This window comes from Streptomyces sp. H27-H5, assembly GCF_026627505.1.
Taxonomy (GTDB): Bacteria; Actinomycetota; Actinomycetes; order Streptomycetales; family Streptomycetaceae; genus Streptomyces.
In genome coordinates this window covers 22,017-47,242 of the sequence record NZ_JAPNLK010000043.1, presented here as the reverse complement: position 1 = coordinate 47,242, position 25,226 = coordinate 22,017, and the positions used below count along the sequence as shown (strand labels likewise).

Annotated in this window: 24 protein-coding genes and 1 tRNA gene; 11 read left to right on the top strand and 14 right to left on the bottom strand. The window is 71.4% G+C overall.

All coding sequences use genetic code 11. The annotated features are described in order from the left end of the window. Nucleotides 1-39 precede the first annotated feature (39 nt). Genes OTB19_RS21705 through OTB19_RS21695 form a run of 3 tightly spaced genes read right to left on the bottom strand, consistent with a single transcriptional unit; the run spans nucleotide 40 to nucleotide 3,547 of the window. Complete coding sequence (locus tag OTB19_RS21705; RefSeq protein WP_267800015.1) at nucleotides 40-924, bottom strand: SDR family oxidoreductase; 885 nt, start codon at nucleotides 922-924, stop codon at nucleotides 40-42. Next, nucleotides 921-1,877, bottom strand: coding sequence for an alpha/beta fold hydrolase (locus tag OTB19_RS21700; RefSeq protein WP_267800014.1), 957 nt, complete (start codon nucleotides 1,875-1,877; stop codon nucleotides 921-923). Before OTB19_RS21700 ends, OTB19_RS21705 begins: the two co-directional genes overlap by 4 nt. Beyond that, complete coding sequence (locus OTB19_RS21695) at nucleotides 1,874-3,547, bottom strand: flavin-containing monooxygenase (RefSeq protein WP_420716885.1); 1,674 nt, start codon at nucleotides 3,545-3,547, stop codon at nucleotides 1,874-1,876. Before OTB19_RS21695 ends, OTB19_RS21700 begins: the two co-directional genes overlap by 4 nt. A 216-nt stretch (nucleotides 3,548-3,763) precedes the next feature. Between OTB19_RS21695 and OTB19_RS21690 the strand changes: the two genes are divergently transcribed. Beyond that, nucleotides 3,764-4,486: a MerR family transcriptional regulator gene (locus OTB19_RS21690; RefSeq protein WP_267800013.1), complete on the top strand. Its 723-nt coding sequence runs from the start codon at nucleotides 3,764-3,766 to the stop codon at nucleotides 4,484-4,486. On the opposite strand, the gene OTB19_RS21685 is transcribed toward OTB19_RS21690, so the two are convergent. After that, on the bottom strand, nucleotides 4,468-5,271 hold the full coding sequence (locus OTB19_RS21685) for an exodeoxyribonuclease III (protein ID WP_267800012.1): 804 nt from the start codon (nucleotides 5,269-5,271) through the stop codon (nucleotides 4,468-4,470). The two genes, OTB19_RS21690 and OTB19_RS21685, sit on opposite strands and share 19 nt — an antisense overlap. 38 nt (nucleotides 5,272-5,309) lie before the next feature. Between OTB19_RS21685 and OTB19_RS21680 the strand changes: the two genes are divergently transcribed. Continuing rightward, nucleotides 5,310-5,804, top strand: coding sequence for a GNAT family N-acetyltransferase (locus tag OTB19_RS21680; protein ID WP_267800011.1), 495 nt, complete (start codon nucleotides 5,310-5,312; stop codon nucleotides 5,802-5,804). A gap of 125 nt (nucleotides 5,805-5,929) precedes the next feature. On the opposite strand, the gene OTB19_RS21675 is transcribed toward OTB19_RS21680, so the two are convergent. From OTB19_RS21675 to galU, 7 genes are all read right to left on the bottom strand, one after another. Beyond that, nucleotides 5,930-6,003, bottom strand: a tRNA-Ala gene (locus OTB19_RS21675). 78 nt (nucleotides 6,004-6,081) lie between these two features. Beyond that, nucleotides 6,082-7,125 carry a hypothetical protein gene (locus tag OTB19_RS21670; RefSeq protein WP_267800010.1) on the bottom strand — a complete coding sequence of 348 codons (1,044 nt, stop codon included), beginning with the start codon at nucleotides 7,123-7,125 and terminating at the stop codon, nucleotides 6,082-6,084. Nucleotides 7,126-7,275: 150 nt separating this feature from the next. After that, the gene (locus tag OTB19_RS21665; protein WP_267800009.1) at nucleotides 7,276-7,887 is read right to left on the bottom strand and encodes a GNAT family N-acetyltransferase; all 612 of its coding nucleotides are present in this window, start codon (nucleotides 7,885-7,887) and stop codon (nucleotides 7,276-7,278) included. A gap of 17 nt (nucleotides 7,888-7,904) precedes the next feature. Beyond that, nucleotides 7,905-8,450: a MogA/MoaB family molybdenum cofactor biosynthesis protein gene (locus tag OTB19_RS21660; RefSeq protein ID WP_420716886.1), complete on the bottom strand. Its 546-nt coding sequence runs from the start codon at nucleotides 8,448-8,450 to the stop codon at nucleotides 7,905-7,907. Between the two features lie 50 nt (nucleotides 8,451-8,500). Continuing rightward, on the bottom strand, nucleotides 8,501-8,980 hold the full coding sequence (gene moaC / locus OTB19_RS21655; RefSeq protein ID WP_267800008.1) for a cyclic pyranopterin monophosphate synthase MoaC: 480 nt from the start codon (nucleotides 8,978-8,980) through the stop codon (nucleotides 8,501-8,503). Nucleotides 8,981-9,053: 73 nt separating this feature from the next. Then, entirely contained in the window at nucleotides 9,054-10,394 is a 1,341-nt protein-coding gene (glp, locus tag OTB19_RS21650) for a gephyrin-like molybdotransferase Glp (RefSeq protein WP_267800007.1), read from the bottom strand. A gap of 4 nt (nucleotides 10,395-10,398) precedes the next feature. Further along, nucleotides 10,399-11,301, bottom strand: coding sequence for a UTP--glucose-1-phosphate uridylyltransferase GalU (galU, locus tag OTB19_RS21645; protein WP_053679757.1), 903 nt, complete (start codon nucleotides 11,299-11,301; stop codon nucleotides 10,399-10,401). 95 nt (nucleotides 11,302-11,396) lie between these two features. Between galU and OTB19_RS21640 the strand changes: the two genes are divergently transcribed. Next, a complete protein-coding gene (locus tag OTB19_RS21640) occupies nucleotides 11,397-12,029 on the top strand; it encodes a 5-formyltetrahydrofolate cyclo-ligase (protein WP_267800006.1) in 633 nt (210 codons plus the stop codon). Between the two features lie 21 nt (nucleotides 12,030-12,050). Here OTB19_RS21640 and OTB19_RS21635 read toward each other — a convergent pair whose 3' ends face one another. After that, nucleotides 12,051-14,861, bottom strand: coding sequence for a penicillin acylase family protein (locus OTB19_RS21635; RefSeq protein WP_267800005.1), 2,811 nt, complete (start codon nucleotides 14,859-14,861; stop codon nucleotides 12,051-12,053). Nucleotides 14,862-15,102: 241 nt separating this feature from the next. On the opposite strand from OTB19_RS21635, the gene OTB19_RS21630 reads away from it, so the two are divergent. The 7 genes from OTB19_RS21630 (at nucleotide 15,103) to mscL (ending at nucleotide 21,969) form a co-directional block, all read left to right on the top strand. Continuing rightward, nucleotides 15,103-16,605, top strand: coding sequence for a potassium/proton antiporter (locus OTB19_RS21630; protein ID WP_267800051.1), 1,503 nt, complete (start codon nucleotides 15,103-15,105; stop codon nucleotides 16,603-16,605). A gap of 430 nt (nucleotides 16,606-17,035) precedes the next feature. After that, complete coding sequence (locus OTB19_RS21625; protein WP_267800004.1) at nucleotides 17,036-18,430, top strand: MFS transporter; 1,395 nt, start codon at nucleotides 17,036-17,038, stop codon at nucleotides 18,428-18,430. A 107-nt stretch (nucleotides 18,431-18,537) separates the two neighbouring features. Beyond that, nucleotides 18,538-18,840: an FmdB family zinc ribbon protein gene (locus tag OTB19_RS21620; protein ID WP_267800003.1), complete on the top strand. Its 303-nt coding sequence runs from the start codon at nucleotides 18,538-18,540 to the stop codon at nucleotides 18,838-18,840. Between the two features lie 77 nt (nucleotides 18,841-18,917). Next, nucleotides 18,918-19,751 carry an S-methyl-5'-thioadenosine phosphorylase gene (locus OTB19_RS21615; protein ID WP_267800002.1) on the top strand — a complete coding sequence of 278 codons (834 nt, stop codon included), beginning with the start codon at nucleotides 18,918-18,920 and terminating at the stop codon, nucleotides 19,749-19,751. 297 nt (nucleotides 19,752-20,048) lie between these two features. Further along, entirely contained in the window at nucleotides 20,049-20,606 is a 558-nt protein-coding gene (locus tag OTB19_RS21610) for a carboxymuconolactone decarboxylase family protein (RefSeq protein WP_267800001.1), read from the top strand. A gap of 157 nt (nucleotides 20,607-20,763) precedes the next feature. Then, nucleotides 20,764-21,273: a hypothetical protein gene (locus OTB19_RS21605; protein ID WP_267800000.1), complete on the top strand. Its 510-nt coding sequence runs from the start codon at nucleotides 20,764-20,766 to the stop codon at nucleotides 21,271-21,273. 120 nt (nucleotides 21,274-21,393) lie between these two features. Then, nucleotides 21,394-21,969, top strand: a complete 576-nt coding sequence (gene mscL / locus OTB19_RS21600) for a large conductance mechanosensitive channel protein MscL (protein WP_324290533.1) — start codon at nucleotides 21,394-21,396, stop codon at nucleotides 21,967-21,969. A gap of 31 nt (nucleotides 21,970-22,000) precedes the next feature. Here the strand turns inward: mscL and OTB19_RS21595 are convergent, their stop codons facing one another. Next, the gene (locus tag OTB19_RS21595) at nucleotides 22,001-22,237 is read right to left on the bottom strand and encodes a hypothetical protein (protein ID WP_267799998.1); all 237 of its coding nucleotides are present in this window, start codon (nucleotides 22,235-22,237) and stop codon (nucleotides 22,001-22,003) included. Nucleotides 22,238-22,274: 37 nt separating this feature from the next. Further along, complete coding sequence (locus OTB19_RS21590) at nucleotides 22,275-23,699, bottom strand: NarK family nitrate/nitrite MFS transporter (protein ID WP_267799997.1); 1,425 nt, start codon at nucleotides 23,697-23,699, stop codon at nucleotides 22,275-22,277. A 352-nt stretch (nucleotides 23,700-24,051) separates the two neighbouring features. Between OTB19_RS21590 and OTB19_RS21585 the strand changes: the two genes are divergently transcribed. Then, nucleotides 24,052-25,206, top strand: a complete 1,155-nt coding sequence (locus OTB19_RS21585) for a low temperature requirement protein A (protein WP_267799996.1) — start codon at nucleotides 24,052-24,054, stop codon at nucleotides 25,204-25,206. Nucleotides 25,207-25,226 lie beyond the last annotated feature (20 nt).

The following is a 25,226-nucleotide window of genomic DNA, read 5'->3' as shown; positions in this document are numbered from 1 at the left end:
GTTCGGTCGGGATCGACCCCTTCACCGCCTTCGGCAGGATCAGCGGGACGTGCTGCGTCCCTGTTCGTCCGCGGCCCCGCCGGCTCCGACGAGCCCCTTGGAGACGCCGCCGAGCCTCGGTTCGAACCGCGCCATCTCGCGCTGCCCGACGGTCGCGATGATCCCCGGCAGGTAGCCGCGCATGCCCTGCATGCCCCGCAGCCACCACTGCGCGTACACGTGCGGCGAGCGCCGCTCGATGCCGGCCACGATCCGGTCGACGGCCGGCCCCAGCGGGTACGTGCGGTTCGAGGGCCACGGCAGCCGTTGCCGCAGCTCGCGCATGACCTCGTCCTGGTCGGCGCCGCGCACCATGTCGGTGTCGGTCCAGGAGAGGTAGCCGACGCCGACCTTGACTCCCTTGTACCCGACCTCGGCGCGCAGGCAGTGCGCGAAGGCCTCGACGCCGGACTTGGAGGCGCAGTACGCCGTCATCATCGGCGCCGGGGTGATCGCGGCGAGCGAGGCGATCTGGAGGAAGTAGCCGCGGCTCTCCATCAGCACGGGCAGGAAGGCCCGGGCGGTGACGGCGCCGCCGATCAGGTTGACCTCGATCACCCGGCGCCACGCGTCGGGGTCGGAGTCGACGAACGGCCCGCCGGCGGCGACGCCCGCGTTGGCGACGACGATGTCCACCTTGCCGAACCGCTGCTTGACCTCCTGCGCGACCCGGGCCATCGCCTCGTGGTCGGTGACGTCGGCGTACCAGTGGTCGCTCTCGGTGTGCAGCCGCTCGGAGACCTCCTTGAGGGCCTCCGGCTCCAGACCCACCAGGGCCACCTTCGCCCCGCGCGCGGACAGCTTGCGGGCGAGGAGTTCACCGACTCCGCGGGCGGCGCCGGTGACGACGGCGACCTGACCTTCCAGACTCCTGCGAGCGCTCACGGCGTCTTCTCCTTCGGGGATGTGTCGTGGTCGTGCCGGTCCCCGGCGCCTCCCGCGTACAGGGCGGTCAGCTCGCGCACGGCACGGGTGACGGCCTCGGGGGCCTCGATCGGGGTCATGTGTCCCATGCCGGTCAGCTCGGTGAGCCCGCGGCAGTCGGGCAGCGCGGCGGCCAGTCCGCGGGCGAGGGTGAGGGGCGTCAGGCGGTCGCCGGTACCGGCGAGGACGGCGGTGGGCACGGTCAGCCGGGCCAGGTTCTCGCCCAGCTCCAGGTCGGCCAGGACCTGCGACCAGGCGTACCGGACGGCCGCGGGGCAGCCGTGCACGATGCGGGCGACGGCCTCGACCCGGTCGGGCGCGGTACCGGGCCCCATGGTGGCGTACTTGAGCACCTTGCTCGCGACGGGCGTGACCGGCCCGAGCGGGGCGCGGGAGCCGAGTACCGCCTTGGTGATCCTGGTCCGCAGCCGTCCGGCGCGCACCGGCAGCACCAGTGCCTCGGCGACCAGGCGTCCGCTGCCGGTGCTGCACAGCAGGGTGGCCGCGACGTGCTCGGTGAACTCGGGCCGCCCGGCTGCGGCCATGATCGTCATGCCGCCCATCGAGTGTCCCGCGACGACGGCCCGTTCGCCGGGCGCGAGGGTGGCCTTCAGCACGGCCACCAGGTCGTCGGCGAGGGCGGTCGTGCTGTGCCGGAGCCCGACGGGGCTGCGGCCGTGGCCGCGCTGGTCGTAGGCGATGACCCGGTGGTCCCGGACCAGGTCCCGTATCTGGGCGGCCCAGAAGGCGGTGGAGCAGGTCCAGCCGTGGGCCAGCACCACGGGCGGGGCGCTCGCCTCGCCGTGCACCTCCACGTGCAGCCGGGCCCCGTCGGCGGAGACGGCGGTGAGTTCCCGGCCCGCGACCGGGGGCGCGTAGGGCCCGGACGTCACGTGGGCGGGACGGCGGCTCACGCGGCGCTCCCCTCGGCCGTGACGGCCGTCGCCGGGGCGCCCCCGGACACGACGGCCCCGGAAGCGACGGCCCCGGACGGCACGGCCTCGGGCGCGGCCTTGCCGGCGCGGGAGGTCGGGCCGGTCGGGGCGGTCCCCGACGCCGACGTCGCCGCGACCCGCTCGGGTCGCGGTTCCCCGCCCTTGCGGACGACCTCGTACTCGGCGAGGTCGACGGTGCGGGTCTCGCGGCGGAACGCGCCGGTGGTGCCCGGCCAGACCGTCGTGTTGAGCCCGTTGGCGTCCAGGTACCAGCTGGTGCAGCCGCCGGTGTTCCAGACGGTCCGTTCCATCCGCGACTGCACCTGCCGGTTCCACGCGTTCACCGCGGACGGCCTGGCCGCCAGCGCGGTCCGGCCCCCCAGCGTGTCCAACTGCCGCAGGTAGTCGGCCATGTAGTTGAGCGCCGACTCGATCATCAGGATCATCGAGCTGTTGCCGAGCCCGGTGTTCGGTCCGATGATCGTCATCCAGTTGGGGAAGCCGGCGGCCGTCGCGCCGCGCAGCGACTTCATCCCGTCCTTCCAGGCGTCCGCGAGGGTCTGGCCGTCGACGCCGACCACCCGGTCCGCGATCGGCATGTCCGTCACGTGGAACCCGGTGCCGAAGACGATCGCGTCCACCTCGGTCTCGGTCCCGTCGGCGGCGACCAGCACCGAGCCGCGGATCTCCTTGAGCCCGGAGGCGACCACGTCGACATTGGGCCGGGCCAGCGCCGGGTAGTACTCGCTGGACAGCAGGATGCGCTTGCAGCCGATGCGGTACGAGGGCGTCAGCTTGGCCCGCAGCACCGGGTCCTTGATCGAACGCGCCATGTTGGCCTTGGCCAGGGCCTCGACCAGGCCGAGCTGGTTCGGCCGCTTGGTGAAGGCGCTGACCTGGAGTTCCCTGATCCCCCACAGCAGCCCGCGCCGGGCGGCCTGGGTGAAGGGCAACTGTCGGTGCAGCCGGCGCTCGAAGGCGGAGATGGCCCGGTCGGTGCGCGGCATCACCCACGGCGGGGTGCGCTGGAACAGCGTGAGGCGGTCCACGTCGGGGGCGATGGCCGGCACGATCTGGATCGCCGAGGCGCCGGTGCCGATCATGGCGACGCGCTTGCCGCGCAGGTCGTAGTCGTGGTCCCAGCGGGCCGAGTGGAAGACCTTGCCGGGGAACTCGGCGAGCCCCGGGATCTCGGGCATCTTCGGGTCGGACAGCGGCCCGGTCGCGGAGACCACCACGTCGGCGGTGAGGCTCCCGGTCGAGGTCTCGATCTCCCACCTCAGCTCGTCGGCGTCCCAGCGCATCAGCCGGACCTCGGAGTTCAGTCGGAGGTGCGGTCGCAGCCCGAAGGTGTCGGCGACCTGCTCCAGGTAGGCCCGGATGTGCGGCTGGCCCGAGAAGGTCCGGGGCCAGTCCGGGTTGGGCGCGAAGGAGAAGGAGTAGAGGTGCGAGGGCACGTCGCAGGCGCACCCCGGATAGTTGTTGTCGCGCCAGGTGCCGCCCACGGAATCGGCGCGCTCCAGCACGACGAAGTCCGTGATCCCCTCGCGGCGCAGCCGCACGGCGGCCCCGAGCCCGCCGAACCCGGACCCGATCACCACCACCCTCACGTGCTCGCGTCCGTCCACGCCGTCACCCTTGCCGCCCATGCCCGCCGCCTCCGCAGTCCCAGCCCAGCCCGGTCACAACCACCCGTGCAACACTGCCAGCAATCACTGGCACAATCGGGAGAGTAGAGCAGCCTCGTACTCATGGGTAGGGGTCGAGCCGGGAAAGTTACTGCGGGTACGCCGCGGGGGCGCCCGGGGCCCGGCCCGATCGACGGGACACCGCCCGACGGACGGGACACCGCCTAGGCTGCGCACGTGGCCGACAACGAGACGGAAGCAAGGACGACGACCGTGCCGAGTGCCGTGCGCGAATACCGTACGGAGGAGCTGGCCGAGGCGGCCGGCATCCCGGTGCGCACCCTGCGCTTCTACCGGGAGCGCAAGCTGCTGCCGCCGCCCCGCCGCGAGGGCCGGATCGCCTGGTACGACGACCACCACCTGGCCCGCCTGCGCACCATCGCCGGCCTGCTGGAACGCGGCCACACCCTGGGCGGCATCGCCGAGCTGACGGCGGCCTTCGAGAACGGGCGCGACGTCGGCCAGCTGGGAGAGCTGCTCGGCATCGGCTGGTCGGAGGAGACCCCGGTCCGGCTGTCACCCGAGGCGCTGGCCGACTACTTCGAGGGCGAGGTCACCCCCGAGAACCTGGCGGCCTCGCTGGACCTCGGCTACCTCGCCACCGACGGCGACGCCATCGTGCACGTCAGTCGCCGCCTGTTGGACGTCTCCTCGGCCCTGGTCCGCGAGGGCGTCCCGCTCGCGGCGGTGCTGGAGACGGGCCGCCGGGTCCGCGAGCACGCGGACGCCATGGCGGCCCTGTTCACCGAGCTCATATCCACCCACATCGCGGACGACGCCGTCCCGCGCCTGCGCCCGCTGGCCAAGAGCGTGGTCGAGGCCGAGCTGACGATGGCGATGGACCGGCTGCACCAGCAACGGGAGCAGCGGGAGCAGCGCCCTCAGACGCCGAGTTCGTAGACGACGGTCACCGGCGCGTGGTCGGACCAGCGCTCGGGGTGGGTCTCCGCGCGTTCCACGAAGGCCTTCACGGCCTTGCCGGCCAGTCCCGGGGTGGCGACCTGGAGGTCGATCCGCCAGCCGGCGTCGTTGTCGAAGGCCCGGCCCCGGTAGGACCACCACGAGTACGGACCCTCGGCGTCCGGGTGCAGCGCGCGCACGACGTCGACGTACCCGGCCTGCTCGTACACCTTCCCGAGCCACTCGCGTTCCTCGGGCAGGAAGCCGGCGTTCTTGCGGTTCGTCTTCCAGTTCTTGAGGTCGGCTTCCCGGTGGCAGATGTTCCAGTCGCCGCAGACGACGACCTCGCGCCCGTCGGCGGCGGCGCGCTCCTTGAGCCGGGCGAGGTGGTCGAGGAACTCGGCCATGAACCGGTACTTCTCGTCCTGCTTCTCGGTTCCCGCCTCGCCGGAGGGCAGGTACAGGCTCGCCACGGTCACCCCGGGAAGGTCGACCTCCAGGTAGCGGCCGGCGGCGTCGAACTCGTCGCTCCCGAAGCCGACCCGCACCGCCTCGGGCGCCCTGCGCGTGTACAGCGCGACGCCGGCCCGCCCCTTGGCGGCGGCCGGCGCGAACGCGGTGTGCCAGCCCTCGGGCTCCCGGACCTCGACCGGAATCTGCCCTTCCTCGGCCCGCACCTCCTGGAGGCACACGACGTCGGCGTCGGATCCCGCCAGCCATTCCACGAAGCCCTTCTTCGCGGCGGCCCGGATCCCATTCACATTCACGGTGGTCACGGTGAGCATCCCAGCACCTTAGCGGGACCGTTCCGTACGATGTTCGGATGTCTCATGGGATAACCCTGCGCACCGTCGCCTACGACCACCCCGACGCGGCGAAACTCGACGCCCAGGTCCAGATCGAATACCAGGAGCGCTACCAGGGGGAGGGTGACGCCACCTTCCTCGACCCGGCGATGTTCGTCCCGCCGAACGGCCTCTACCTCCTCGCCTACGACGTCTCGGACAGCCCGGTGGCCAGCGGTGCCTGGCGCCGCCAGGACCGGAGCGAGGAGGGCTACTCGGACGGCGACGCCGAGATCAAGCGGATGTACGTGGTCCCCGGGGCCCGCGGCCTCGGTCTGGCCCGGCGCATCCTGGCCGTGCTGGAGGACGACGCCCGGGTGGCGGGGCGCACCCGCATGGTCCTCGAAACCGGCGACCAACAGCCGGAGGCCATCGCCCTCTACGGCTCGTCGGGCTACACGCTGTCGGAGAAGTTCGGCCACTACCGCTTCCACGACTCCAGCCGCTGCATGACGAAGCCGCTGCGTCCCTGACCGCACCACACGGCGCGCCGCCCGCACCGCCGCCGGAGCCGAGGCCCCGGGGTGCGGGTGGCCAACGGGCCCCGGACAAAGAAAGATCCCGCCCGGTCTTGCGACCGGACGGGATCTCTTGTCTGTGGACCTGTGGGGATTTGAACCCCAGACCCCCTCGATGCGAACGAGGTGCGCTACCAGACTGCGCCACAGGCCCTTGCGACGTGTGAAACATTAGCATCCCCGCGCGGGTGCTCCAAAACCGGTTCCCCGAGGTGTCCGCGCAGGTCACCGATCACTCGTTCGCGGCACGCGGCCGGTCCTCGCCCTCGTACTGGTCGAAGAGCGGGGTGCGGCCCCGGTCCCGGCCGCGCGGGCGCGGGGTGACGGGGATCTTGGGCTCCGACTTCGGCTCCGGCTCGGAGGCCGGCGCCGGGACGGCCGGCTGGGCGCGCAGTCGGGGTTCCGTCGGCTCGGCCGTGCTGGAACGGGTGGCGCTCCAGCCGTCCGGGGAGGCCGGTCCGGTGGCACGCGGGGCCACGGGGGCCGTCACGTACGTCGGGAGCGGCACGGGGACGGGCTCCCAGCTGTCACCTCGGGCGGGGCCGCGTTCGCGCTCGCGCTGCTGGTCCACCCACTCGGCGTGGTCGGTCTGTTCGACCAGCGCGCGCCGGCCGGCCTCCTGCGGGGAGACCGGTGGAGAGGGGTCCGGTTCGGCGCCGGCGGCGGACTCCGCCTCGCGGCGGTGCGGGCGGTTCTCGCGGAGCCGGCGGGCGGCGGCCTCCGCGCGCCGCCGGTCCATCGTGAACTCGTAGCGCCGCCGCTCCTGGACCCGCAGGTGCACGATGTAGGTGCTCAGCAGCAGGGCCGGGAGGGCGGGCGCCCACAGGTAGCGCAGTCCGCCGACCGCGGCGACGATCGCCCCGAGGGTGAAGATCAGGAAGAGGAGCGCGGTGGTGCGCCTGCGGCGCGCCAGCACCTGGAGGCGCTGTTCCCGCCGGGCCCGCTCCGCCCGTTCGGCACCGGCCGACCTGGGCTCCGCCCTGGTCGGAGGCACGTCGAGGACCCGGGCGTCGGCGTCGACGGAATGCACCGTCTCCGTCGCCGCGTCCGGGTCCGCGTGGGGCTGGGGTTCCACCTCTTCGGCACCGCGCTCGCGCAGCCCCTTGGCGTAACGGCGCTCCATTCCCGCCCGGCCGGAAAGCAGCCGGATGGCAGTGGAGAAGCGTTCCGTCGGACGGGCTTCGTTCAGCTCGTCCTGCCTCCGGAGCCACATGGGCACCAAGTAGGCGGCCCAGGCCCCCACAATGACTGCGTAGATGAGGCCGCTGCTGCTCACACCACACACCGTAGAGGGGCGCGGGCGAGCGGATCAGCCAATTGAGCCGGTGTGTCGCACGATCTCGCTGATATCACGGACTTTTTTTGTGATTCTTCGGATCAGGTTATGGGCGAATCGGCCATGAATTCGAACGCGTTTGCGATTCCGCTATTTCGGCGGGGCTCCGCGGTGTCCGGCCGCCCGGTGCCAGCGGCTCAGCAGTCCCTCGGGAAGCTCCTCCACCGTGAGCGCGAAGACCAGGTGGTCCCGCCACGCCCCGTCGATGTGGAGGTAGCGCGGTCGCACGCCCTCCTCCCGGAACCCGAGCTTCTCGACGACCCGTCGACTGGGCCCGTTCTCCGGCCTGATGCACACCTCGATGCGGTGCAGCCCGACCTTCGCGAAGCAGTGGTCCACGGCGAGCGCGACGGCCGTCGGCATCACCCCGCGCCCCGCCACGTCGCGGTCCACCCAGTAGCCGACGTGGCCCGCACACATGGAACCCCAGGTGATCCCGGCGACCGTCAACTGGCCGACGAGACGCCCCTGGTACTCGATGACGAACGGCAGCATCCGCCCCGCGTTCGCCTCCGCCCGCAGGTGGCGCACCATTTGACGGTACGTCGGCCGGTGGATCACCGGTCCCCACGGCGCGGGCGGCGGGATCGTGGCCTCCCACGGCCGCAACCACTCGCGGTTGCGGCGGTTGACCTCGCGCCAGGCGCGCTGGTCCCGCAGCTTTATCGGCCGCAGCGTGACGTCACCGTCCGTCAGCACCACGGGCCAGGACGGGCCGTTCAGCTCGCGCTCCCCGACGGTCTCGGGTGGTCGCCACCCCGGATCTGGTCCACGGCGTGCGGCAGGATCCGGGACAGCACCGCGAGTCCGTCGCGGACCCCGCCGGTGGAGCCGGGCAGGTTCACGATCAGCGTGCGGCCGGCGACCCCCGCCACCCCCCGGGACAGCGCCGCGGTCGGCACCTTCGCCAGGCCCTGCGCACGGATGGCCTGCGGGATCCCGGGGATCTCGTAGTCGAGGACCTTCGCGGTGGCGTCGGGGGTCCGGTCGGTCGGCGAGATGCCGGTGCCGCCGGTGGTCAGGATGACGTCGTACCCGGCGGCCACGCCCTCGCGCAGCGCCTGCTCGACGGGGTCCCCGTCCGGGACGACCCGCGGGCCGTCCACGGCGAAGCCGAGCGCGCCCAGCGCCTCGGCCAGCAGCGGGCCGCCCTTGTCGGCGTACACGCCCTGTGAGGCGCGGTTGGAGGCGGTGATCACGAGCGCGCGCGTCACGGGCGGTGCCTCGGGGGCGTCGGGCCGTGCCGCCCAGGCCTCGCCCGCCACCGGCGGTACGTGGCTCAGGTGGCTGTGGACCTCGCCGCCGCGCGGGGCGTTCACGCGCGGGTCCAGTCGCCCGACTTGCCGCCGGTCTTCTCCTCCACCCGGACGTCCGTGATGACGGCGCCCTTGTCGACGGCCTTGACCATGTCGATCACGGTGAGTCCGGCGACCGCGACCGCGGTCAGCGCCTCCATCTCGACGCCCGTGCGGTCCGTGGTCTTCACGGTGGCGAGGATCTCGACGGCGTCGTCGGCGACCCTCAGGTCCACCTTCACCCCCGAGACGGCCAGCGGGTGGCAGAGCGGGATCAGGTCGGGGGTCTTCTTCGCCCCCATGATCCCGGCGATCCGCGCGGTGGCGAGGGCGTCGCCCTTCGGCACGCCCTCGCCCCGCAGCAGTTCGACGACCCGGGGGGAGACGAGGACCCGCCCGCTGGCTCGCGCCGTCCGGGTGGTGACGTCCTTCGCCGATACGTCCACCATCCGGGCCGCGCCGGCCTCGTCGATGTGCGTCAGCCTGCTCTGCGTGCTCATATCTGGTGCCGCTCCCGCTCCGGGCCCCGCAAGGGCCTGTGTGGTGCAACACGCTACCCGCACCTGCGGCACCTCAGCCGAGCAGGACCACTTCCAGCTCGGCCCCCGGCTCCACCGAGGTGACGTCCTCCGGTACGACGATCAGCGAGTCGGCGTGCGCCAGCGCGGCGATCAGGTGCGACCCCGATCCGCCGACCGGGCTGACCGTCGCGCTCTGCGGGTCGTACGTGCCGCGCAGGAACTGCCTGCGGCCGGCCGGGGAGCCGATGGCCTTGTCGGCCTTCAGCGCGGCCCGTACCACCGGACGGCTGACGGCGGACTCGGGCAGGCCCATCAGGGTGCGGATGGCGGGGCGCACGAACAGCTCGAAGGAGACGTAGGAGGAGACCGGGTTGCCGGGCAGGGCCAGCAGCGGGGTGTGGTCGGGGCCGATGGTGCCGAAGCCCTGGGGCTTGCCGGGCTGCATGGCGAGCTTGCGGAAGTCGATGCCGCCGCCGTCCACGTCGTCCTCGCCGGCGGCCACGGCGGTCAGGGCCTCCTTGACCACGTCGTACGCGCCGACGCTGACGCCGCCGGTGGTGACCAGCAGGTCGGCCCGGACCAGCTGGTCCTCGATGGTGGAGCGCAGGGTGTCCGCGTCGTCGGCGACCGCGCCGACCCGGTAGGCGATGGCCCCGGCGTCCCGCGCGGCGGCGGCCAGCGCGAAGCTGTTGGAGTCGTAGATGGTGCCCGCGGTCAGCGGTTCGCCCGGCTGGACCAGCTCGCTGCCGGTGGACAGGACGACCACGCGGGGCCGCGGCCGGACCCGCACCGTGCCCCGTCCGATGGCGGCCAGCAGGGCGATCTGCGGCGGGCCGAGCACCGTGCCGGCGGCCAGGGCGAGGTCCCCGGCCTGTACGTCGCTGCCGCGCGAGCGGACGTGCGCCCGGGCCTCGGCGGCGCGGTGCACCCGTACCTCGCCGCCCGCGCCCTCGGGCGCGGAGCTGGCCGGGGTCATGCCGACCGCGGCGCCCCCGCCGGTCCCGCCGTCGGTCCACTCGACCGGTACGACGGCTTCCGCGCCGGGCGGCAACGGGGCGCCGGTCATGATGCGGGCGGCCTGTCCGGGGCCGACCGTGGGCAGCTCACCGCTGCCCGCGGCGACGTCCCCGATGACCGTCAGCACCGCGGGGAACTCCTCGCTCGCGCCCTGGACGTCGGCCGTGCGGACGGCGTAGCCGTCCATCGAGCTGTTGTCGAAGGGCGGGAGGGCGACGGGCACGGTGACGTCCTCGACCAGGACACAGCCCTGGGCGTCGAGCAGTTGGAGTTCGATGGGCTCCAGCGGCCGGACGGCGGCGAGGATGTCCGCGAGGTGCTCGTCCACCGACCACAGACGGTCGTGATCGGTGCCCTGCGGTGCGGAACTGGTCAAGGTGCTACATCTCCTCCGTGACGTAACGGTGAAGCCAGGTGCGGAACTCCGGGCCCAGGTCCTCACGCTCGCACGCGAGACGGACGATGGCCCGCAGGTAGTCCCCGCGGTCCCCGGTGTCGTAGCGGCGGCCGCGGAAGACCACGCCGTGCACCGGGCCGCCCACGCTCTCGTCGGCGGCCAGCTTCTGCAGGGCGTCGGTGAGCTGGATCTCCCCGCCGCGGCCCGGCTCGGTCTCCCGCAGTATGCCGAAGATCGCCGGGTTGAGGACATAGCGTCCGATGACCGCGTAATTGCTGGGTGCGTCCGCCGCGTCCGGCTTCTCCACGAGTCCGGTCACCCGGACGACGTCGGGGTCGTCGGTCGGCGCGACGGCGGCGCAGCCGTAGAGGTGGACGCTGGCGGGATCGACCTCCATGAGGGCGACGACGGTGCCGCCGGTCTCGGCGTGGATGTCGACCATGCGGCGCAGCAGCGGGTCGCGGGGGTCGATGAGGTCGTCGCCGAGCAGGACGGCGAAGGGCTCGCGGCCCACGTGCGGCTCGGCGCAGAGCACGGCGTGCCCGAGTCCGCGCGGGTCGCCCTGGCGCACGTAGTGCATGGTCGCGAGGTCGCTGGACTCCTGGACCTTCTTGAGACGGTCGTCGTCACCCTTGGCGATGAGGGCCGATTCCAGCTCGTAGTTCCGGTCGAAATGGTCTTCGAGGGCGCGCTTGTTGCGTCCTGTGATCATGAGTACGTCGTCCAGGCCGGCGGAGACGGCCTCCTCGACGACGTACTGGATCGCCGGCTTGTCGACGACCGGAAGCATTTCCTTGGGGGTCGCCTTGGTCGCCGGAAGGAACCGAGTGCCGAGGCCCGCGGCCGGGATGACGGCCTTCTTGATCACGGGGTGCGACTGAGTCATGGGCAGAACGATAGTGGGTCGTACAGAACCACCAGGACAGATTCCGACAGATAAGACCGCTTATCGGATGGTTTGAAAGGATAGTTGAGTCAGTCGTGGTAGAGAAGCCGTCACGTCCCTCCCGAAACCCGGCGGCCCCGGTGGCCGAAAAGGCCACGCTGCGTCGTGAACTCCTCGCCGCCCGCCGCTCCCTGTCCCCCGAGGCCCGTCGCGCGGCGGCCCTCGCGCTCTCCCGCACCGCCCTCGAACTGCCCGAACTCGCCGACGCCCGCACGGTCGCCGCGTACGTCTCCGTCGGCGGCGAACCCGGCACCCGGGAACTGCTCGACGCGCTCCGGGCCGCCGGCAAGCGGGTCCTGCTGCCCCTGCTGCTCCCCGACAACGACCTCGACTGGGCCGTGTACGAGGGCCCGGACAGCCTCGCCGAGGCCGCGCACCCCGGGAAGATGCGCCTGCTGGAGCCCGCCGGGCCACCCCTCGGCCCGGACGCGGTCACCGGGGCCGACGCCGTCCTGCTGCCGGGGCTGGCCGTGGACCGGCGCGGCATGCGGCTCGGGCGCGGAGGGGGCTCGTACGACCGGGTGCTGGAACGGCTGGAGCGGGCCGGGGCGCGTCCCGCGCTCGTCGTGCTCCTCCACGACGAAGAGGTGGTCGCGCGGGTCCCGGAGGAACCGCACGACCACCCCGTTCAGGCAGTGGCCACCCCGTCGGGGGTGATCCGTTTCTGAGCCCTCGCCCCGATCCGTCGCCTACGGCTTCAGCGTGAGCGTGTCGACCGTGGCCTTGTCGACGGCCGCCTTGCCGAAGGGCCAGTCGAGCAGCTCGCCCTTGGCCCACAGCGTCGTCTGGTCCGTGTAGTGGGAGTGGTACGCGTGCCCCGAGGCACCGGTCAGGTTGATCCAGCGGGACTTGTCCAGGTCGTTGAGGTTCACGACCATCCGCATCGACGGCACCCAGGTCACCCCGTAGCCGCTGGAGGCGTTCCAGCCGGTGGCGTTGACCGTGGCCTCGCCGCCGCCCAGGTTCCAGGGGCCCCGGTTCAGCAGCCACTGCAGGTAGCCCGGGCCCTCCGTGCCGATGGTCTGGTTCTTCAGCGTCAGCTGGTGCATGCGGCCCCAGCTCCAGGTGGACTGGTCCTTGCCGAGCTTGGCGGTCAGCTCCCAGCGGGCGTCCTTCATGGCCCGCGCGAACAGCTCGTCGCGGGTCTTGGTGGCCGGCTTGTTGCGCGCGGCGGGTGCCTGCCACCAGGCCGACTTCTCGTCCTTGACCAGGCGCCGGACCACCTCGAACCAGCGGTCGCCGCCGTCGGGCTGCGCCGAGTCGGGGCCGCGCGTACCGCACTCGCGGACCGTCTCGGCGAGGTCGTCGACGGGGCCGGTGCTCTCGGCCCGGACGTTCATGCAGCTGCCCTCGACCCGCAGCTCCTTCGGCATCTTGTCGCCGAAGGACAGCTTGAGGATGTTGCGCCAGACCGCGTTGAAGTACGCGGCCGCCGCCGAGTCGGGCTCCTGGGTGTAGTTCCAGCCGTCCAGCAGCTTCTGCGCGGAGCGCACGTCCGGGTCGGAGATCTGGATCTTGGCCAGCATCGGGGTCAGCAGCGCGGCGATCTCGCTGCTGTTGTCCATCTGCATGGTCCGCATGTCATCGGTGGAGATCTTGCCGTTGTCCTTGGTCTTCGCCTCGATGAGGTCGTTGATCCGCTGGCTGCGGGCGCCGTATCCCCAGTCGGTGGTCAGCAGGTGCGGGTACTTCCCCGCGCCGGTGCCGCTCTCGACGACCGCCTGGTTGGCGGTGACGATGTAGCCGCGGGCCGGGTTCAGGTCCCACGGCATCTCGTCCTGCGGGATGTAGCCCGCGTTGCCGCTCTTCCACGCGTACTTCGGGTCCCAGCCGGGGGCCGGCATGCGACCGTCGCCCGTGGTGCGGATCGGGATGCGGCCGGGTGCCTGGTAGCCGATGTTCCCGTTGGGGCCCTTGTTGTCGGCGTAGATCAGGTTCTGCGAGGGGACCTCGAAGTCGCGCGCCGCCGCGCGGAAGCTGTTGAAGTCCTTGGCCCGGTTGATCTTGAAGACCGCGTCCATCGACTTGCCCGGGTCCAGCGCCGTCCAGCGCAGGGCGACGGCGTAGCCGTTGCCGCGGTCGGGGGCGGAGCTCGCGACCGGGGCGCGGGTGCCGACACCGGCGAGGTCGTCGCTGCGATCGGAGACCAGCGGCCCGTTGTTCGTGGTGCGGACGGTGATCTTCTTCTCGCCACCGCCGGCGATCTTGATCGTCTCCTCGCGGGTGACGAAGGGGACGACCTTGCCGCCGTAGAGGTAGCCCTCCGGCTTGACCTGCTCCAGGTAGAGGTCGGTGACGTCGGCCCCGAGGTTGGTCATGCCCCAGGCGATGTCGGCGTTGTGGCCGATGACCACGCCGGGCATGCCCGAGAAGGTGTAGCCGGCGACGTCGTACTGGCACCGGGGCGAGGCCGCGCGGCAGTGCAGGCCCATCTGGTACCAGACCGAGGGCAGCTGCGGGGAGAGGTGGGGGTCGTTCGCCAGCAGCGGCTTGCCGGTGGTCGTGTACTTGCCGGCGATGACCCAGGAGTTGGATCCGATGCCGCTGCCGTTGGGGCCGAGGATGGCCGGGATCTGGTCGAGGGTCTTGGCGAGGGAGGTCAGCCCGGTGCGCAGGCCGACGCTCGCGCCCTGGGCGGTGGCGTCCTCGGCGAGGCCGGTGGTGGTGCCCGGGTTCGCGGAGGCCTGCGAGCCGTTGCCCACGCCGTTGCCGGCGCCATTGCCAGAGCCCGACTGGCCCTGCGGGGCGTACTTGCCACCCGTGACCGCGCCGCCGTCGACGATCGGCTTGTTCCGGTCGAAGGGATACGCCGGGTAGAGGTCGTTGATCTGCTGCGGCGAGAGCTTGCCCGACATCAGCGAGCGGTCGATCTCGTCCTGCATGTTGCCGCGCAGGTCCCAGGCCATCGCCTTGAGCCAGGCCACCGAGTCGACCGGGGTCCACTGCTCGGGCGCGTAGTCGTCGCTGAGCTTGAGGGCGGCGTGCTCGACGGACAGGCTCTTGCCGGACTTCCCCTTCAGGTACGCGTTGACACCGTCGGCGTAGGCCTGGAGGTACTTCTTCGTCTCCGGCGAGAGCTTGGTGTCGTACTCGGCCTGCGCGACCTGGCGCCAGCCGAGGGTGCGCAGGAAGGCGTCGGTCTCGACCTGGCCGGAGCCGAACATCTCGGAGAGCCGCCCGGACGTCATGTGACGGCGGACGTCCATCTCCCAGAAGCGGTCCTGCGCGTGGACGAATCCCTGGGCGCGGAAGAGGTCCTCGTCGCTGTCGGCGTAGAGCTGCGGGATCCCGTGCTCGTCACGCTTGACGTCGACGGTCCCGGTCAGGCCGGGGACCTTCAGGGAGCCGGTGGTCTGGGGGAAGGAGGCGCGCACGCTGTCGACGCTCCAGTAAGCCCCGTAGCCGAGGCCCGCCAAGAGCGCCAGGACCATGACGAGCACGATCAGACGTGCGCGTCGTCCCTTCTTCTTGACGGAAGGGCCGGTTTCGTTGGCGGGCATCGCTGTCCTTAGAGGGGCAGGGTGGTCCTGGGAGTGCTGGGAGCAACCATAGGCGCAGGACCGAGTCCGATGATCCGCCAGGGGTCGAGCTGCTGAGGACAGGGCCGTTACCGCGTTTCACAATGTGACTATCGCGTCAAGGAATCGTCAAAGATTAGGTAAGGTAACGAAGTACTTGCCGGACGCGCCCCGGGAGGAACAATCCGTCGGTCCGCGGGCGCTCTGAGGAAAGGGCCGCCCGCTGACTGTCCACACGCTCAATGAGCTCCTGCTGGTCTGCTCGCTCGTGCTGCTCGTCGCCGTCGCGGCGGTACGCATCTCTTCACGCAGCGGCCTCCCCAGCCTGCTCATCTACCTCGGCATAGGCATCGCGATAGGCCAGGACGGGATCGGCAACGTCGTCTTCGACAACGCCGAACTGACGCAGGTCATCGGCTATGCCGCGCTCGTCGTGATCCTCGCCGAGGGTGGTCTGGGCACCAAGTGGAAAGAGATCAAACCGGCCCTGCCGGCGGCGATCTCACTGTCGCTGGTGGGCGTCGCCATCAGCGTCGGCGTCACCGCGGCGGGGGCGCACTACCTCGTCGGGCTCGAATGGCGGCAGGCCCTCCTCATCGGCGCGGTCGTCTCCTCGACGGACGCCGCCGCCGTCTTCTCCGTACTGCGCAAGGTTCCGCTCCCCTCCCGGATCACGGGTGTGCTGGAGGCGGAGTCCGGCTTCAACGACGCTCCCGTGGTCATCCTGGTGGTCGCCTTCGCGACCGTCGGCCCCGTGGACCCCTGGTACATGCTGATCGGCAAGATCGCCCTGGAGCTGGCGATCGGCGCCGCGATCGGCCTGGCGGTCGGCTTCCTCGGCTCGTACGGACTGCGGCACGTGGCGCTCCCCGCCTCGGGCCTCTACCCGATCGCCGTGATGGCCATCGCCATCACCGCGTACGCGGCCGGCGCCATGGCGCACGGCTCCGGCTTCCTCGCGGTGTACCTCGCCGCCATGGTGCTCGGGAACGCGAAGCTGCCGCACTGGCCGGCCACCCGCGGGTTCGCCGACGGGCTCGGTTGGATCGCACAGATCGGCATGTTCGTGCTGCTCGGCCTGCTGGTCACCCCGCACGAGCTGATCCACGACTTCTGGCCGGCGGTGATCATCGGGCTGGTGCTGACGATGGTCGCGCGCCCCCTGGAGGTCTTCGTCTCCCTCCTGCCGTTCCGCCTCCCCTGGCAGGAACAGGCCCTGATGTCCTGGGCGGGCCTGCGCGGCGCCGTGCCCATCATCCTGGCGACCATCCCCATGGTTTCCGGGATCGAGGGCAGCGACCGGGTCTTCAACATCGTCTTCGTGCTCGTCGTCGTCTACACGCTGGTCCAGGGGCCGACCCTGCCCTGGCTCGCGCGCAAGCTGAAGCTCGGGAACACCGACGAGAGCGCCTCCGACCTGGGCATCGAGTCGGCACCGCTGGAGAAGCTGCGCGGGCACCTGCTGTCCTTCGCGATCCCGGCCGCCTCGCGGATGCACGGCGTGGAGGTCAGCGAACTGCGCCTGCCGGCGGGAGCCTCGGTGACGCTGGTGGTCCGGGACGCGAAGAGCTTCGTACCGGCCCCCTCCACCGTGCTGCGACGCGGGGACGAGCTGCTGGTCGTGGCTACCGATCCGGTACGGGACGCGGCGGAGGCGCGGCTGCGCGCGGTGGCGCGGGGCGGCAAGCTCGCGGGCTGGCTCGGAAAGGGTGAGGGGCACGCGTGAGCCGCGAGCGCGCGACTCGCAAGTGAAGGATTCAGTGAACGATTCGCGCGAGGCCGGGGTTAGAGCGACGTTCTAATTCGGCCATTTTCGGGGGAGTATGCCCCATAGAATCCCCATATTTCGGGTTTCTGGAATGCGAAGTTCCAGTTAATCCCAGGTGAAGGCACCGCCTGTCGCCGTAATCACAGGGCGTGATAGGGAATCCCCCTGTACGATGAAGGCACACCACATCGAACCAACTCTGCCTGACGCAGAGCTGGCGCGACCGCAAAGCGGCCGTGGCACCCTCCCGCAGTGGGCGCCCAGGTATCACTCGGTTCTGCGCAAGAGGACAGCTCTCGGGGCTCCCACATGTACGGGTGCGATCGCTCACAAGGTGATGCATCGTCCGCAGTCGGGGAGTTCTACCAGGCAGCGGAAAGGCCAGGCCGTGACATCCGCGGTCACGACCGACACGTCCGCCCGCCCCGGCTACGGACAGCTCCTGCGCACTCCCGGCGCCCTCGGCTTCCTTCTTCCGGGCTTCGCCGCCCGACTGCCGTTCGGCATGCTGACCATCAGCATCCTGCTGCTCGTCCAGCACACCACCGGCTCCTACGCCAACGCCGGCATCGTCGCCGCCGTCACCGGCATCTCCATGGCGCTGTGCGCCCCCCTGATGGGCAACCTCACCGACCGCCACGGCCAGAGCGCCGTCCTGCTGCCGGTCGTACTGATCCACTCCGCCGCCGTCACCGGCCTGGCCGCGCTGGCCCTGGCCGGCGCGCCGGTCTGGGCGCTCGCCGCCGCCGCGATCCCCGCCGGCGCCTCGGTGCCGCAGGTCGGCCCGATGGTCCGGGCCCGCTGGGCCGCGAAGCTGGAGGGCTCGCCGCTGCTGCCGACGGCCGCCGCGTTCGAGTCCGTCACCGACGAGTTCACCTTCGTCGTCGGCCCGGTCCTCGCGACCGCGCTGTGCACCGGCATCCACCCCGCCGCCGGTCTGATCACCGAGGCCACCCTGAGCCTCCTCGGCGGGCTGCTGTTCGCCGCGCAGCGTCGGACCCAGCCCCCGGCACACGTCCAGGTCATCGGCGAGGCCAAGCGCGTCTCGGCCCTGACCTCCCCCGGTCTGCGCGTCCTGATCGTCGCCTTCCTCGGGATCGGCGCCGTCTTCGGCGGCATGCAGGTCTCCCTGGCCGCCTTCTCCAACGAGATCGGCAACCCGGGCGCCAATGGCCTGCTGTACGGCGTCTTCGCCGCGGGCAACATGATCGCCGGCATCGCCTGCGGCGCCATCGCCTGGAAGATCGGCCCGCGCCGCCGGCTGCTGTTCGGCTACATCGGCCTGACCGCCTTCGCGTCCCTGCTGTGGACCGCCGACTCGATGGTCATGCTGGCCGCGCTCGGCCTGTTCGTCGGACTGTGCATCGCCCCGGCCCTGATCACCGGTTACACCATGGTCGAGTCGCTGATCCCGGCGAACGCCCGCACCGAGGCCTTCACCTGGCTCACCGGCGCGGTCGCCTTCGGACAGGCCATCGCGGTGATCGTCGCCGGTCGACTGACCGACGCGCACGGTTCCTCGTACGGCTTCCTCGTGCCGCTGGCGGCCACCGCCCTGGCACTGGTCACCCTGCTGGCCCTGCGGTCCAAGCTCGCGCCGAAGGCGCCGAGCCGGATCGTGAACGCCTCGTCCACCACCGAGAGCGCCACGGAGGCCGACTCGGGCGACACCCCCGAGAACGCCGCCGAGAACGCCCCGGAGACGACTTCCGCGACCGACGCGGAGACCGTCACGGGCACCACCGCCCGGCGCGGCCGGCAGCGTGATCTGACCAGCGTCTGAGCGTGGCCTCGGTCACCGCGCGCCAAGGACGGTGGACTGATCGGCCGGAATACGTCACCATGGAGCGTCGTTAGCACTCATTGAGTCAGAGTGCCAGGAGGAAATTCGTGCCGACCTACCAGTACCAGTGCACCGAGTGCGGTGAGGGCCTTGAGGCCGTGCAGAAGTTCACCGATGACGCACTGACCGTGTGCCCGAACTGCGACGGACGCCTGAAGAAGGTGTTCTCCGCGGTCGGCATCGTCTTCAAGGGCTCCGGTTTCTACCGGAACGACAGCCGCGGCGCCTCGTCGAGCAGCACCCCTGCCTCGAAGCCGGCGTCCACGTCGTCCACGACCTCGACGGCTGCCGCCCCGGCCGCCTCGTCGTCCTCGACGTCCGGAACCGGCAGCTCCACCTCGGCTGCCTGATCCCGTCAGTCTTCCGTGAGGCCCCGCCGCCCTCTTTGGGCAGCGGGGCCTCACGCATGCCCGGTTAGGCTGACCGCATGGCGAATGCAGAGATCGGTGTCATCGGCGGCTCGGGCTTCTACTCCTTCCTGGAGGACGTCACGGAGGTGCAGGTCGAGACCCCGTACGGGCCTCCAAGCGACTCCCTGTACCTGGGCGAGCTGGCCGGCCGGTCGGTGGCCTTCCTGCCGCGGCACGGGCGCAGCCACACCGTGCCCCCGCACAAGATCAACTACCGGGCCAACCTGTGGGCCCTGCGCTCGGTCGGCGTCCGCCAGGTGCTCGGCCCCTGCGCGGTGGGCGGCCTGCGGGCCGAGTACGGTCCGGGCACGCTGCTCGTCCCCGACCAGCTCGTCGACCGAACGAAGTCCCGCGCCCAGACCTTCTTCGACGGGGAGCCGCTGCCCGACGGCAGCGTCCCGAACGTCGTGCACACCACCTTCGCCGACCCGTACTGCCCCGTCGGACGCGACGTGGCCCTGGCCGCGGCCCGCGGGCGGGAGTGGGAGCCCGTGGACGGCGGCACCATGGTCGTCATCGAAGGGCCGCGGTTCTCGACGCGGGCCGAGTCGCGCTGGCACGCCGCGGCGGGCTGGTCCGTGGTCGGCATGACGGGCCACCCGGAGGCGGTCCTCGCCCGTGAGCTGGGACTCTGCTACACCTCCATGGCGCTGGTGACCGACCTGGACGCGGGCGCCGAGACGGGCGAGGGCGTGTCCCACACCGAGGTCCTCAAGGTGTTCGGCGAGAACGTCGGACGCCTGCGCGAGGTCCTCTTCGACGCGGTGGCGGCCCTGCCCCCGACGGAGTCCCGCGCCTGCCTGTGCACGCACGCGCACGACGGCTGGGACCTGGGCATCGAACTGCCGTAACGGAGGCCGGGGGGGGTCTTGGGCGCGGGCCGGTTCGGCGGGCCGTCTCGGGCGCGGGCCGGGAGTCGTCTCGGGCGCGGCCTGCGGACCGGGGCTCGGTGGGGCTGCAGCTGCGGGCTGAGGCCGGGCCTTCCGGGGACGCTCGGGCCCAGGCGTCAGGGCCCCGGCCGGCCGGGGTTCGGCGGGCGCGGTGGGTCTCGCGGGAGCGGGAGGCGTGGTGTCACATTCCGCAGGGCTGTCCGGTCAGAGCTGTGGAGGACCGGCCATCGGGGCCGTCCCGCACAGGAGGCGACCACCATGCCGCGCATCTCGCTCACCCCGCCCCGCACCCTGCTCAACCGCCTCGGCGCCTGGTACGCGCGCCGCGCCTACGGCAAGGTGCTCGCGCCCGGCCTCGCGTACGGGCACAACGCGCGCGTCCTCCTCGCGTACGTCCGCCTCGAACGGCAGGTGGCGAAGTGGCAGGCCCTCGACGGTCAGTTGAAGCACCTCGCGGTGATGGCGGCGGCGGCCCGCGTCAACTGCTCGTGGTGCATGGACTTCGGTTACTGGGAGGGGCACGAGAAGGGCCTGTCACCGGAGAAGGCCCGGAACGTGCCGCGCTGGCGCGATGCCCGTGACGTCTTCACCGAGCCGGAACTGCTGGTCATGGAGTACGCCGAGGCCATGACCGAGACCGAGCCGACCGTCACCGACGCGCTCGCCGCCGAACTGATCGCCCGCCTCGGCGAGGCCGCGTTCGTGGAACTCACCGCGATGATCGCGCTGGAGAACTGGCGCTCGCGCGTCAACAGCGCCTTCGGGCTGACGAGCCAGGGGTTCTCGGAGGCCTGCCGGAACCCGAACGCGGCCTGAACCGTGCGCGCCGGTCCCCCGTGGGGGCGACGGGGTTTGTCCACAACCTGGGGATCGTCCACAGGCCCGAGCGGAGACGGGCGGGGCGGCGGATCGTGAGGGGTGTCCGGGCGTCGGCCCGGACATCGGCCCCACGATCGACTCGGCGGTGTTCATCATGTCCAGGACCACATCCCTGCTGCCCTCTTCCTCCGCATGTCCTCCCGCACGTCCCGTCCCCCTCTTCCCGCCGCTGCGCGTGGGGCGGGGCGGGGACCGGCTGCGGCGCGCCCTGCGGCGTCGGCGTCGGGTCGGCGCGGCCGGACTGGCCGTCGTGGCGGCCCTGTTGACCGTGGGCGGTACGGAGGCGCGGGCCTCCCGGGGCGGTGCGCCGCCCGAGGCGAAGCCACCGCCCGCCGTGGTGCGGATGGTGTCGGCCCCCGTGCGCATCGCGGACGCGGCGACCGTGCGGCTGTTGCGCCCCGGGGACCGGGTGGACGTGGTGGCGGCGGAGCGGGCGGGCCCGCCCCGGGTGGTGGCGGTGGCGGCCCGAGTTGCCGAAGTGCCCGAGCCCGAGCAGGGTGTCGGGGATGGCGGCGCCCTGGTGGTCCTGTCCGTACCCCGGGAAACCGCGCGGGCCCTCGTGGGGGTGGGCAGCGTGTCACGCCTGGCGGTGACGCTGTGTTGAATCGCACACGGGCCCAGTCGAGTCACCTTGAGGTGCGGACGGATTGGACACGCCGGGCCCGTACTGCCGTAGCTTTCGGAACCGTTGGCTCCGTGTTTTGTGGATGTGAAGATAGGCTCAGTGGTGAGCGAGCAGAAGAAGGAGAGCGTCCTGGCAGGCTTCAAGGCCTTCCTGATGCGCGGCAACGTGGTCGACCTGGCGGTGGCCGTGGTCATCGGCGCGGCGTTCACGAACATCGTGAACTCCATCGTGAAGGGGATCATCAGCCCATTGGTCGGTGCCGTGGGCACCAAGAACCTGGACGTCTACTCCTCGTGTCTGAAGGACACCTGTGGGGTCAACGCCAAGGGCGAGCCGACCGGCGTGAACATCATGTGGGGTTCGGTGCTGAACGCCACGCTGACCTTCCTGATCACCGCGGCCGTCGTCTACTTCCTGATGGTGCTGCCGATGGCGAAGTACCTGGCCAAGGTCGAGCAGCGCCGCAAGGCCAAGGAGGGCGTCCAGGAGACGATGGAGATCACCGAGCTGGTGGTCCTCAAGGAGATCCGGGACACCCTGGTGGCACAGCGCACGGCGTCCGTCTCCGGTGCGGTCGACGGCCACGGAGCGGGTCACGGGCAGGGTGCGGGTTACGGCCAGGGTCCGGGCTACGCGCAGGGCCCCGGCTACGGCCAGGGTCCGGGACACGGATAGAGGCGCGACGGCTCGCTCCGAGCCGCCCCGCTCAGACGTGGTGCGGGGGCTTCTCGTCGAGGAAGCGGGCCAGGTCGGCCGCGCTTCCGCCGGCGGGGGGTCGCTCGCCCCATCCCCGGTCGGTGTCGTCCGAGGACTGCCGGTCCAGCGGGTCGTCGAAGTCGAGCCTGGCCTTCGGCTTGGGCTTGGCGGCGGGGGCCGCGGGATCGGGCGCGGACACGGGCGCGTGGTGCGCGTCCTGCGGGTCGGAGGCGGGGGCGGTGCTCATGGCTCCAGAGTACGGCCGTCCCCGCCCCCGCCCCCGCTCAGCTGGGGGCCTCCGCGCCCTTGCGGGCGTAGAACCACCAGCACACGGCGAGGCAGGTGGCGTAGAAGCCGATGAACAGCCAGAGCGCGTTGGTCACCGCCATCGCCGCGAACATCGCGGGGATGAAGAAGAAGCCGTAGGCGGCGATCGCCGAGGAGAAGCCGGTGACGGCTCCGGCCTCCATCTCGGACTGCTTCATCGCGGCGTCCTGCGCGGCCGGGCCCTGGCCCTCGGCCGCCCGCATGTGCTGGTCCCGGAAGATCACCGGGATCTGCCGGAAGGTCGACCCGTTGCCGACGCCCGAGAAGAAGAACGCCGCCAGGAAGCAGAGGAAGAAGCCCTGGAAGGACCCCTGGTCGGAGCCGACCGGCAGGAAGGTGATCACTCCGATGATGGAGGCCGCCAAGCCCGCGAAGGACAGGATCGTCACCCGGGCGCCGCCCAGCTTGTCGGCGATCCATCCACCCGCCCAGCGGGCCAGCGCGCCGAGGGCGGGGCCCATCCAGGCGTAGGTCGCCACCGAGTACGCCGGGAAGGTCGTCTTGATCAGCAGCGGCAGGGCCGCGGCGAAGCCGATCAAGGAGCCGAACGTGCCGACGTAGAGCCAGGTCATCAGCCAGGTGCGCTTGCGCTTGAAGATGATCTTCTGGCGGCTGAAGGGGGTGGAGGCCACCTTCAGGTCGTTCTGACCGAACCAGGCGATCACCGCGAGCACGATCAGGACCGGGACCCACACGAAGGCCGCGTTCTGGAGGTAGATCTCCGAGCCATTCGCCTTCTTCTGGCCCGCGCCGATCGCCAGGACCGAGGAGGTGATCAGGATCGGGGTCAGCAACTGGACCACCGACACACCGAGGTTGCCCAGACCGCCGTTGATGCCGGTCGCGTTGCCCTTCTCCTGCTTGGGATAGAAGAAGCCGATGTTGGCCAGGGAGGAGGAGAAGTTCGCTCCGCCGATGCCGCACAGCGCGGCGATGGCGACCATCGTCGTGTACGAGGTGCTCGTGTCCTGCACCGCGAAACCGAGCCAGAGCAGCGGCACGATGAGCACGACGGTCGACAGCGCGGTGAAGCGGCGCTGCCCGATCCTCGGGCCGAGGAAGGTGTAGAAGATCCGGGCGGTACCTCCGGTGATGCCCGGCACCGCGGTCAGCCAGAACAGCTGGGACTGGGAGAAACCGAAGCCGACGTCCTTGAGGTTGGTCGCAGTGATGCTCCAGACCTGCCAGACCACGAAGGCCACGAGCAGCGCCGGCACCGCGATCCACAGATTGCGAGTGGCCACCTTCTTCCCCGTGGACTGCCAGAAGGACGGGTCCTCCGGCGTCCAGTCGGTGATGGGGCGGCCTGGGCGGTACTGCGCCGGATCCGGCGCCTGCGTACGTCCGGTCGCCGAGCGCGCTTCCTGCGTGGCGATACTCATGGCGTGTCCTGGGTGGTGGGGGCGGGGACCGAAAGAGTCCTGACGGTCCTGACATATCCAGGTTCCGTCGGACCGGGGGGCACGCGTCAGAGGAGAACGCACCGCGGGCGACGGAAGAAGGTCCCCTCCCCCGCAGTGCGTTGGTCGCCCCGCCCGCCGGACCAAGGACCGCACCCCCGCCCCCACCACCGGAAGCGAGGAACACGGCTCGCCGAGACCCGGCGCGACGGAGCCCGGGGAGCCGAGGCCCTGCTCGCCGGGGCCCGGGGCGACGAGTCCGCCCGGGGTACGCGGGCGCCGCGGGCCGCGCGCCTCGGCTGCCGACCCGCGCCCGGCTGCTGTGCTGGGCTGTATGACGTACGTACCGATGACCGCCCGGAGCCGGGACGAGAGCCACCGAGCCGCGACTCCCCTGGAGCTCTTCTTCGACCTGTGCTTCGTGGTCGGCGTGGCGCAGGCCGGCCGCCAACTCGTCCACGCCCTGGCGGAGGGGCACGTGGGCAGCGGCATCACCGGCTACCTCTTCGTGTTCTTCGGGGTGTGGTGGGCCTGGATGAACTTCACCTGGTTCGCCTCCGCCTACGACGTCGACGACATCCCGTACCGGATCGCGACCCTGGTGCAGATCTCCGGGGTGCTCGTCTACTCCGCCGGGATCCCGCGCGCCTTCAACGACAACGACTGGACCGTCGCGGTCATCGGCTATCTGGTGATGCGCATCGCGCTGACCTTCCAGTGGCTGCGGGCGGCCGCCGGGGAGCGTGGTCCGGCCCGCCGTTGCGCGATCACCTACGCGGTGGGGCTGCTGATCTGCCAGGCGGGCTGGACGGCGCTGCTCCTGGCACCCGAGAGCGCCCGGCAGTGGCTGTTCCTGGTCATGGTGGTGGCGGAGTTGGCGGTGCCGGTCATCGCGGAGCACGGTCACCAGACGCCGTGGCACCCGCACCACATCGCGGAGCGGTACGGCCTGTTCACCATCATCGTGCTCGGCGAGACCATCGCCGCGAGCACGGTCGCCGTGCAGTCGGCGATCGACGAACACGAGGCGCTGGGCGAGTTGCTGCCGATCGCGGCGGGCGGTCTGCTGCTGGTCTTCGCCGCCTGGTGGATCTACTTCGCGGTGCCCGTGCACGAGGGGCTGCGCACCAACCGCGATGCCATCCCGTGGGGTTACGGGCACTTCGTGATCCTGGCGTCGGCGGCGGCGATCGGCGCCGGCATCGAGGTGGCGATCGAGCAGGCAGTGGGCAAGGCGCACGTCTCCGACCTGGCGGCGAACCTCGCGGTCGCCGTCCCGGCCGCGCTGTTCCTGCTCTTCGTGTGGTTCCTGCACTCCCGTCACTTCAAGCGGGGCATGGCCCAGCAGCTGGTGCTCCCCATCTCGGCCCTGGCCGTCCTCGTCTGCGCCTGGACCGGCGAGCACGCGGTGCTCTGGATCGGACTGGTGGCGGCCGCCACGGTGGCGGTGGGCGTGACCTTGGCCGAGCGGGCGCGTTCTGGTGCGTGAGAACGGTCGGGGGCGATTCG

Coding starts and splice junctions, on each gene's coding strand:
- OTB19_RS21695 (WP_420716885.1), bottom strand. CDS start 3,547: ATGGGCGGCAAGGGTGACGGCGTGGACGGACGCGAGCACGTGAGGGTG.
- OTB19_RS21685 (WP_267800012.1), bottom strand. CDS start 5,271: ATGCTCACCGTGACCACCGTGAATGTGAATGGGATCCGGGCCGCCGCG.
- OTB19_RS21680 (WP_267800011.1), top strand. CDS start 5,310: ATGTCTCATGGGATAACCCTGCGCACCGTCGCCTACGACCACCCCGAC.
- moaC (WP_267800008.1), bottom strand. CDS start 8,980: ATGAGCACGCAGAGCAGGCTGACGCACATCGACGAGGCCGGCGCGGCC.
- galU (WP_053679757.1), bottom strand. CDS start 11,301: ATGACTCAGTCGCACCCCGTGATCAAGAAGGCCGTCATCCCGGCCGCG.
- OTB19_RS21635 (WP_267800005.1), bottom strand. CDS start 14,861: ATGCCCGCCAACGAAACCGGCCCTTCCGTCAAGAAGAAGGGACGACGC.
- OTB19_RS21615 (WP_267800002.1), top strand. CDS start 18,918: ATGGCGAATGCAGAGATCGGTGTCATCGGCGGCTCGGGCTTCTACTCC.
- OTB19_RS21610 (WP_267800001.1), top strand. CDS start 20,049: ATGCCGCGCATCTCGCTCACCCCGCCCCGCACCCTGCTCAACCGCCTC.
- OTB19_RS21605 (WP_267800000.1), top strand. CDS start 20,764: ATGTCCAGGACCACATCCCTGCTGCCCTCTTCCTCCGCATGTCCTCCC.
- OTB19_RS21595 (WP_267799998.1), bottom strand. CDS start 22,237: ATGAGCACCGCCCCCGCCTCCGACCCGCAGGACGCGCACCACGCGCCC.
- OTB19_RS21590 (WP_267799997.1), bottom strand. CDS start 23,699: ATGAGTATCGCCACGCAGGAAGCGCGCTCGGCGACCGGACGTACGCAG.
- OTB19_RS21585 (WP_267799996.1), top strand. CDS start 24,052: ATGACGTACGTACCGATGACCGCCCGGAGCCGGGACGAGAGCCACCGA.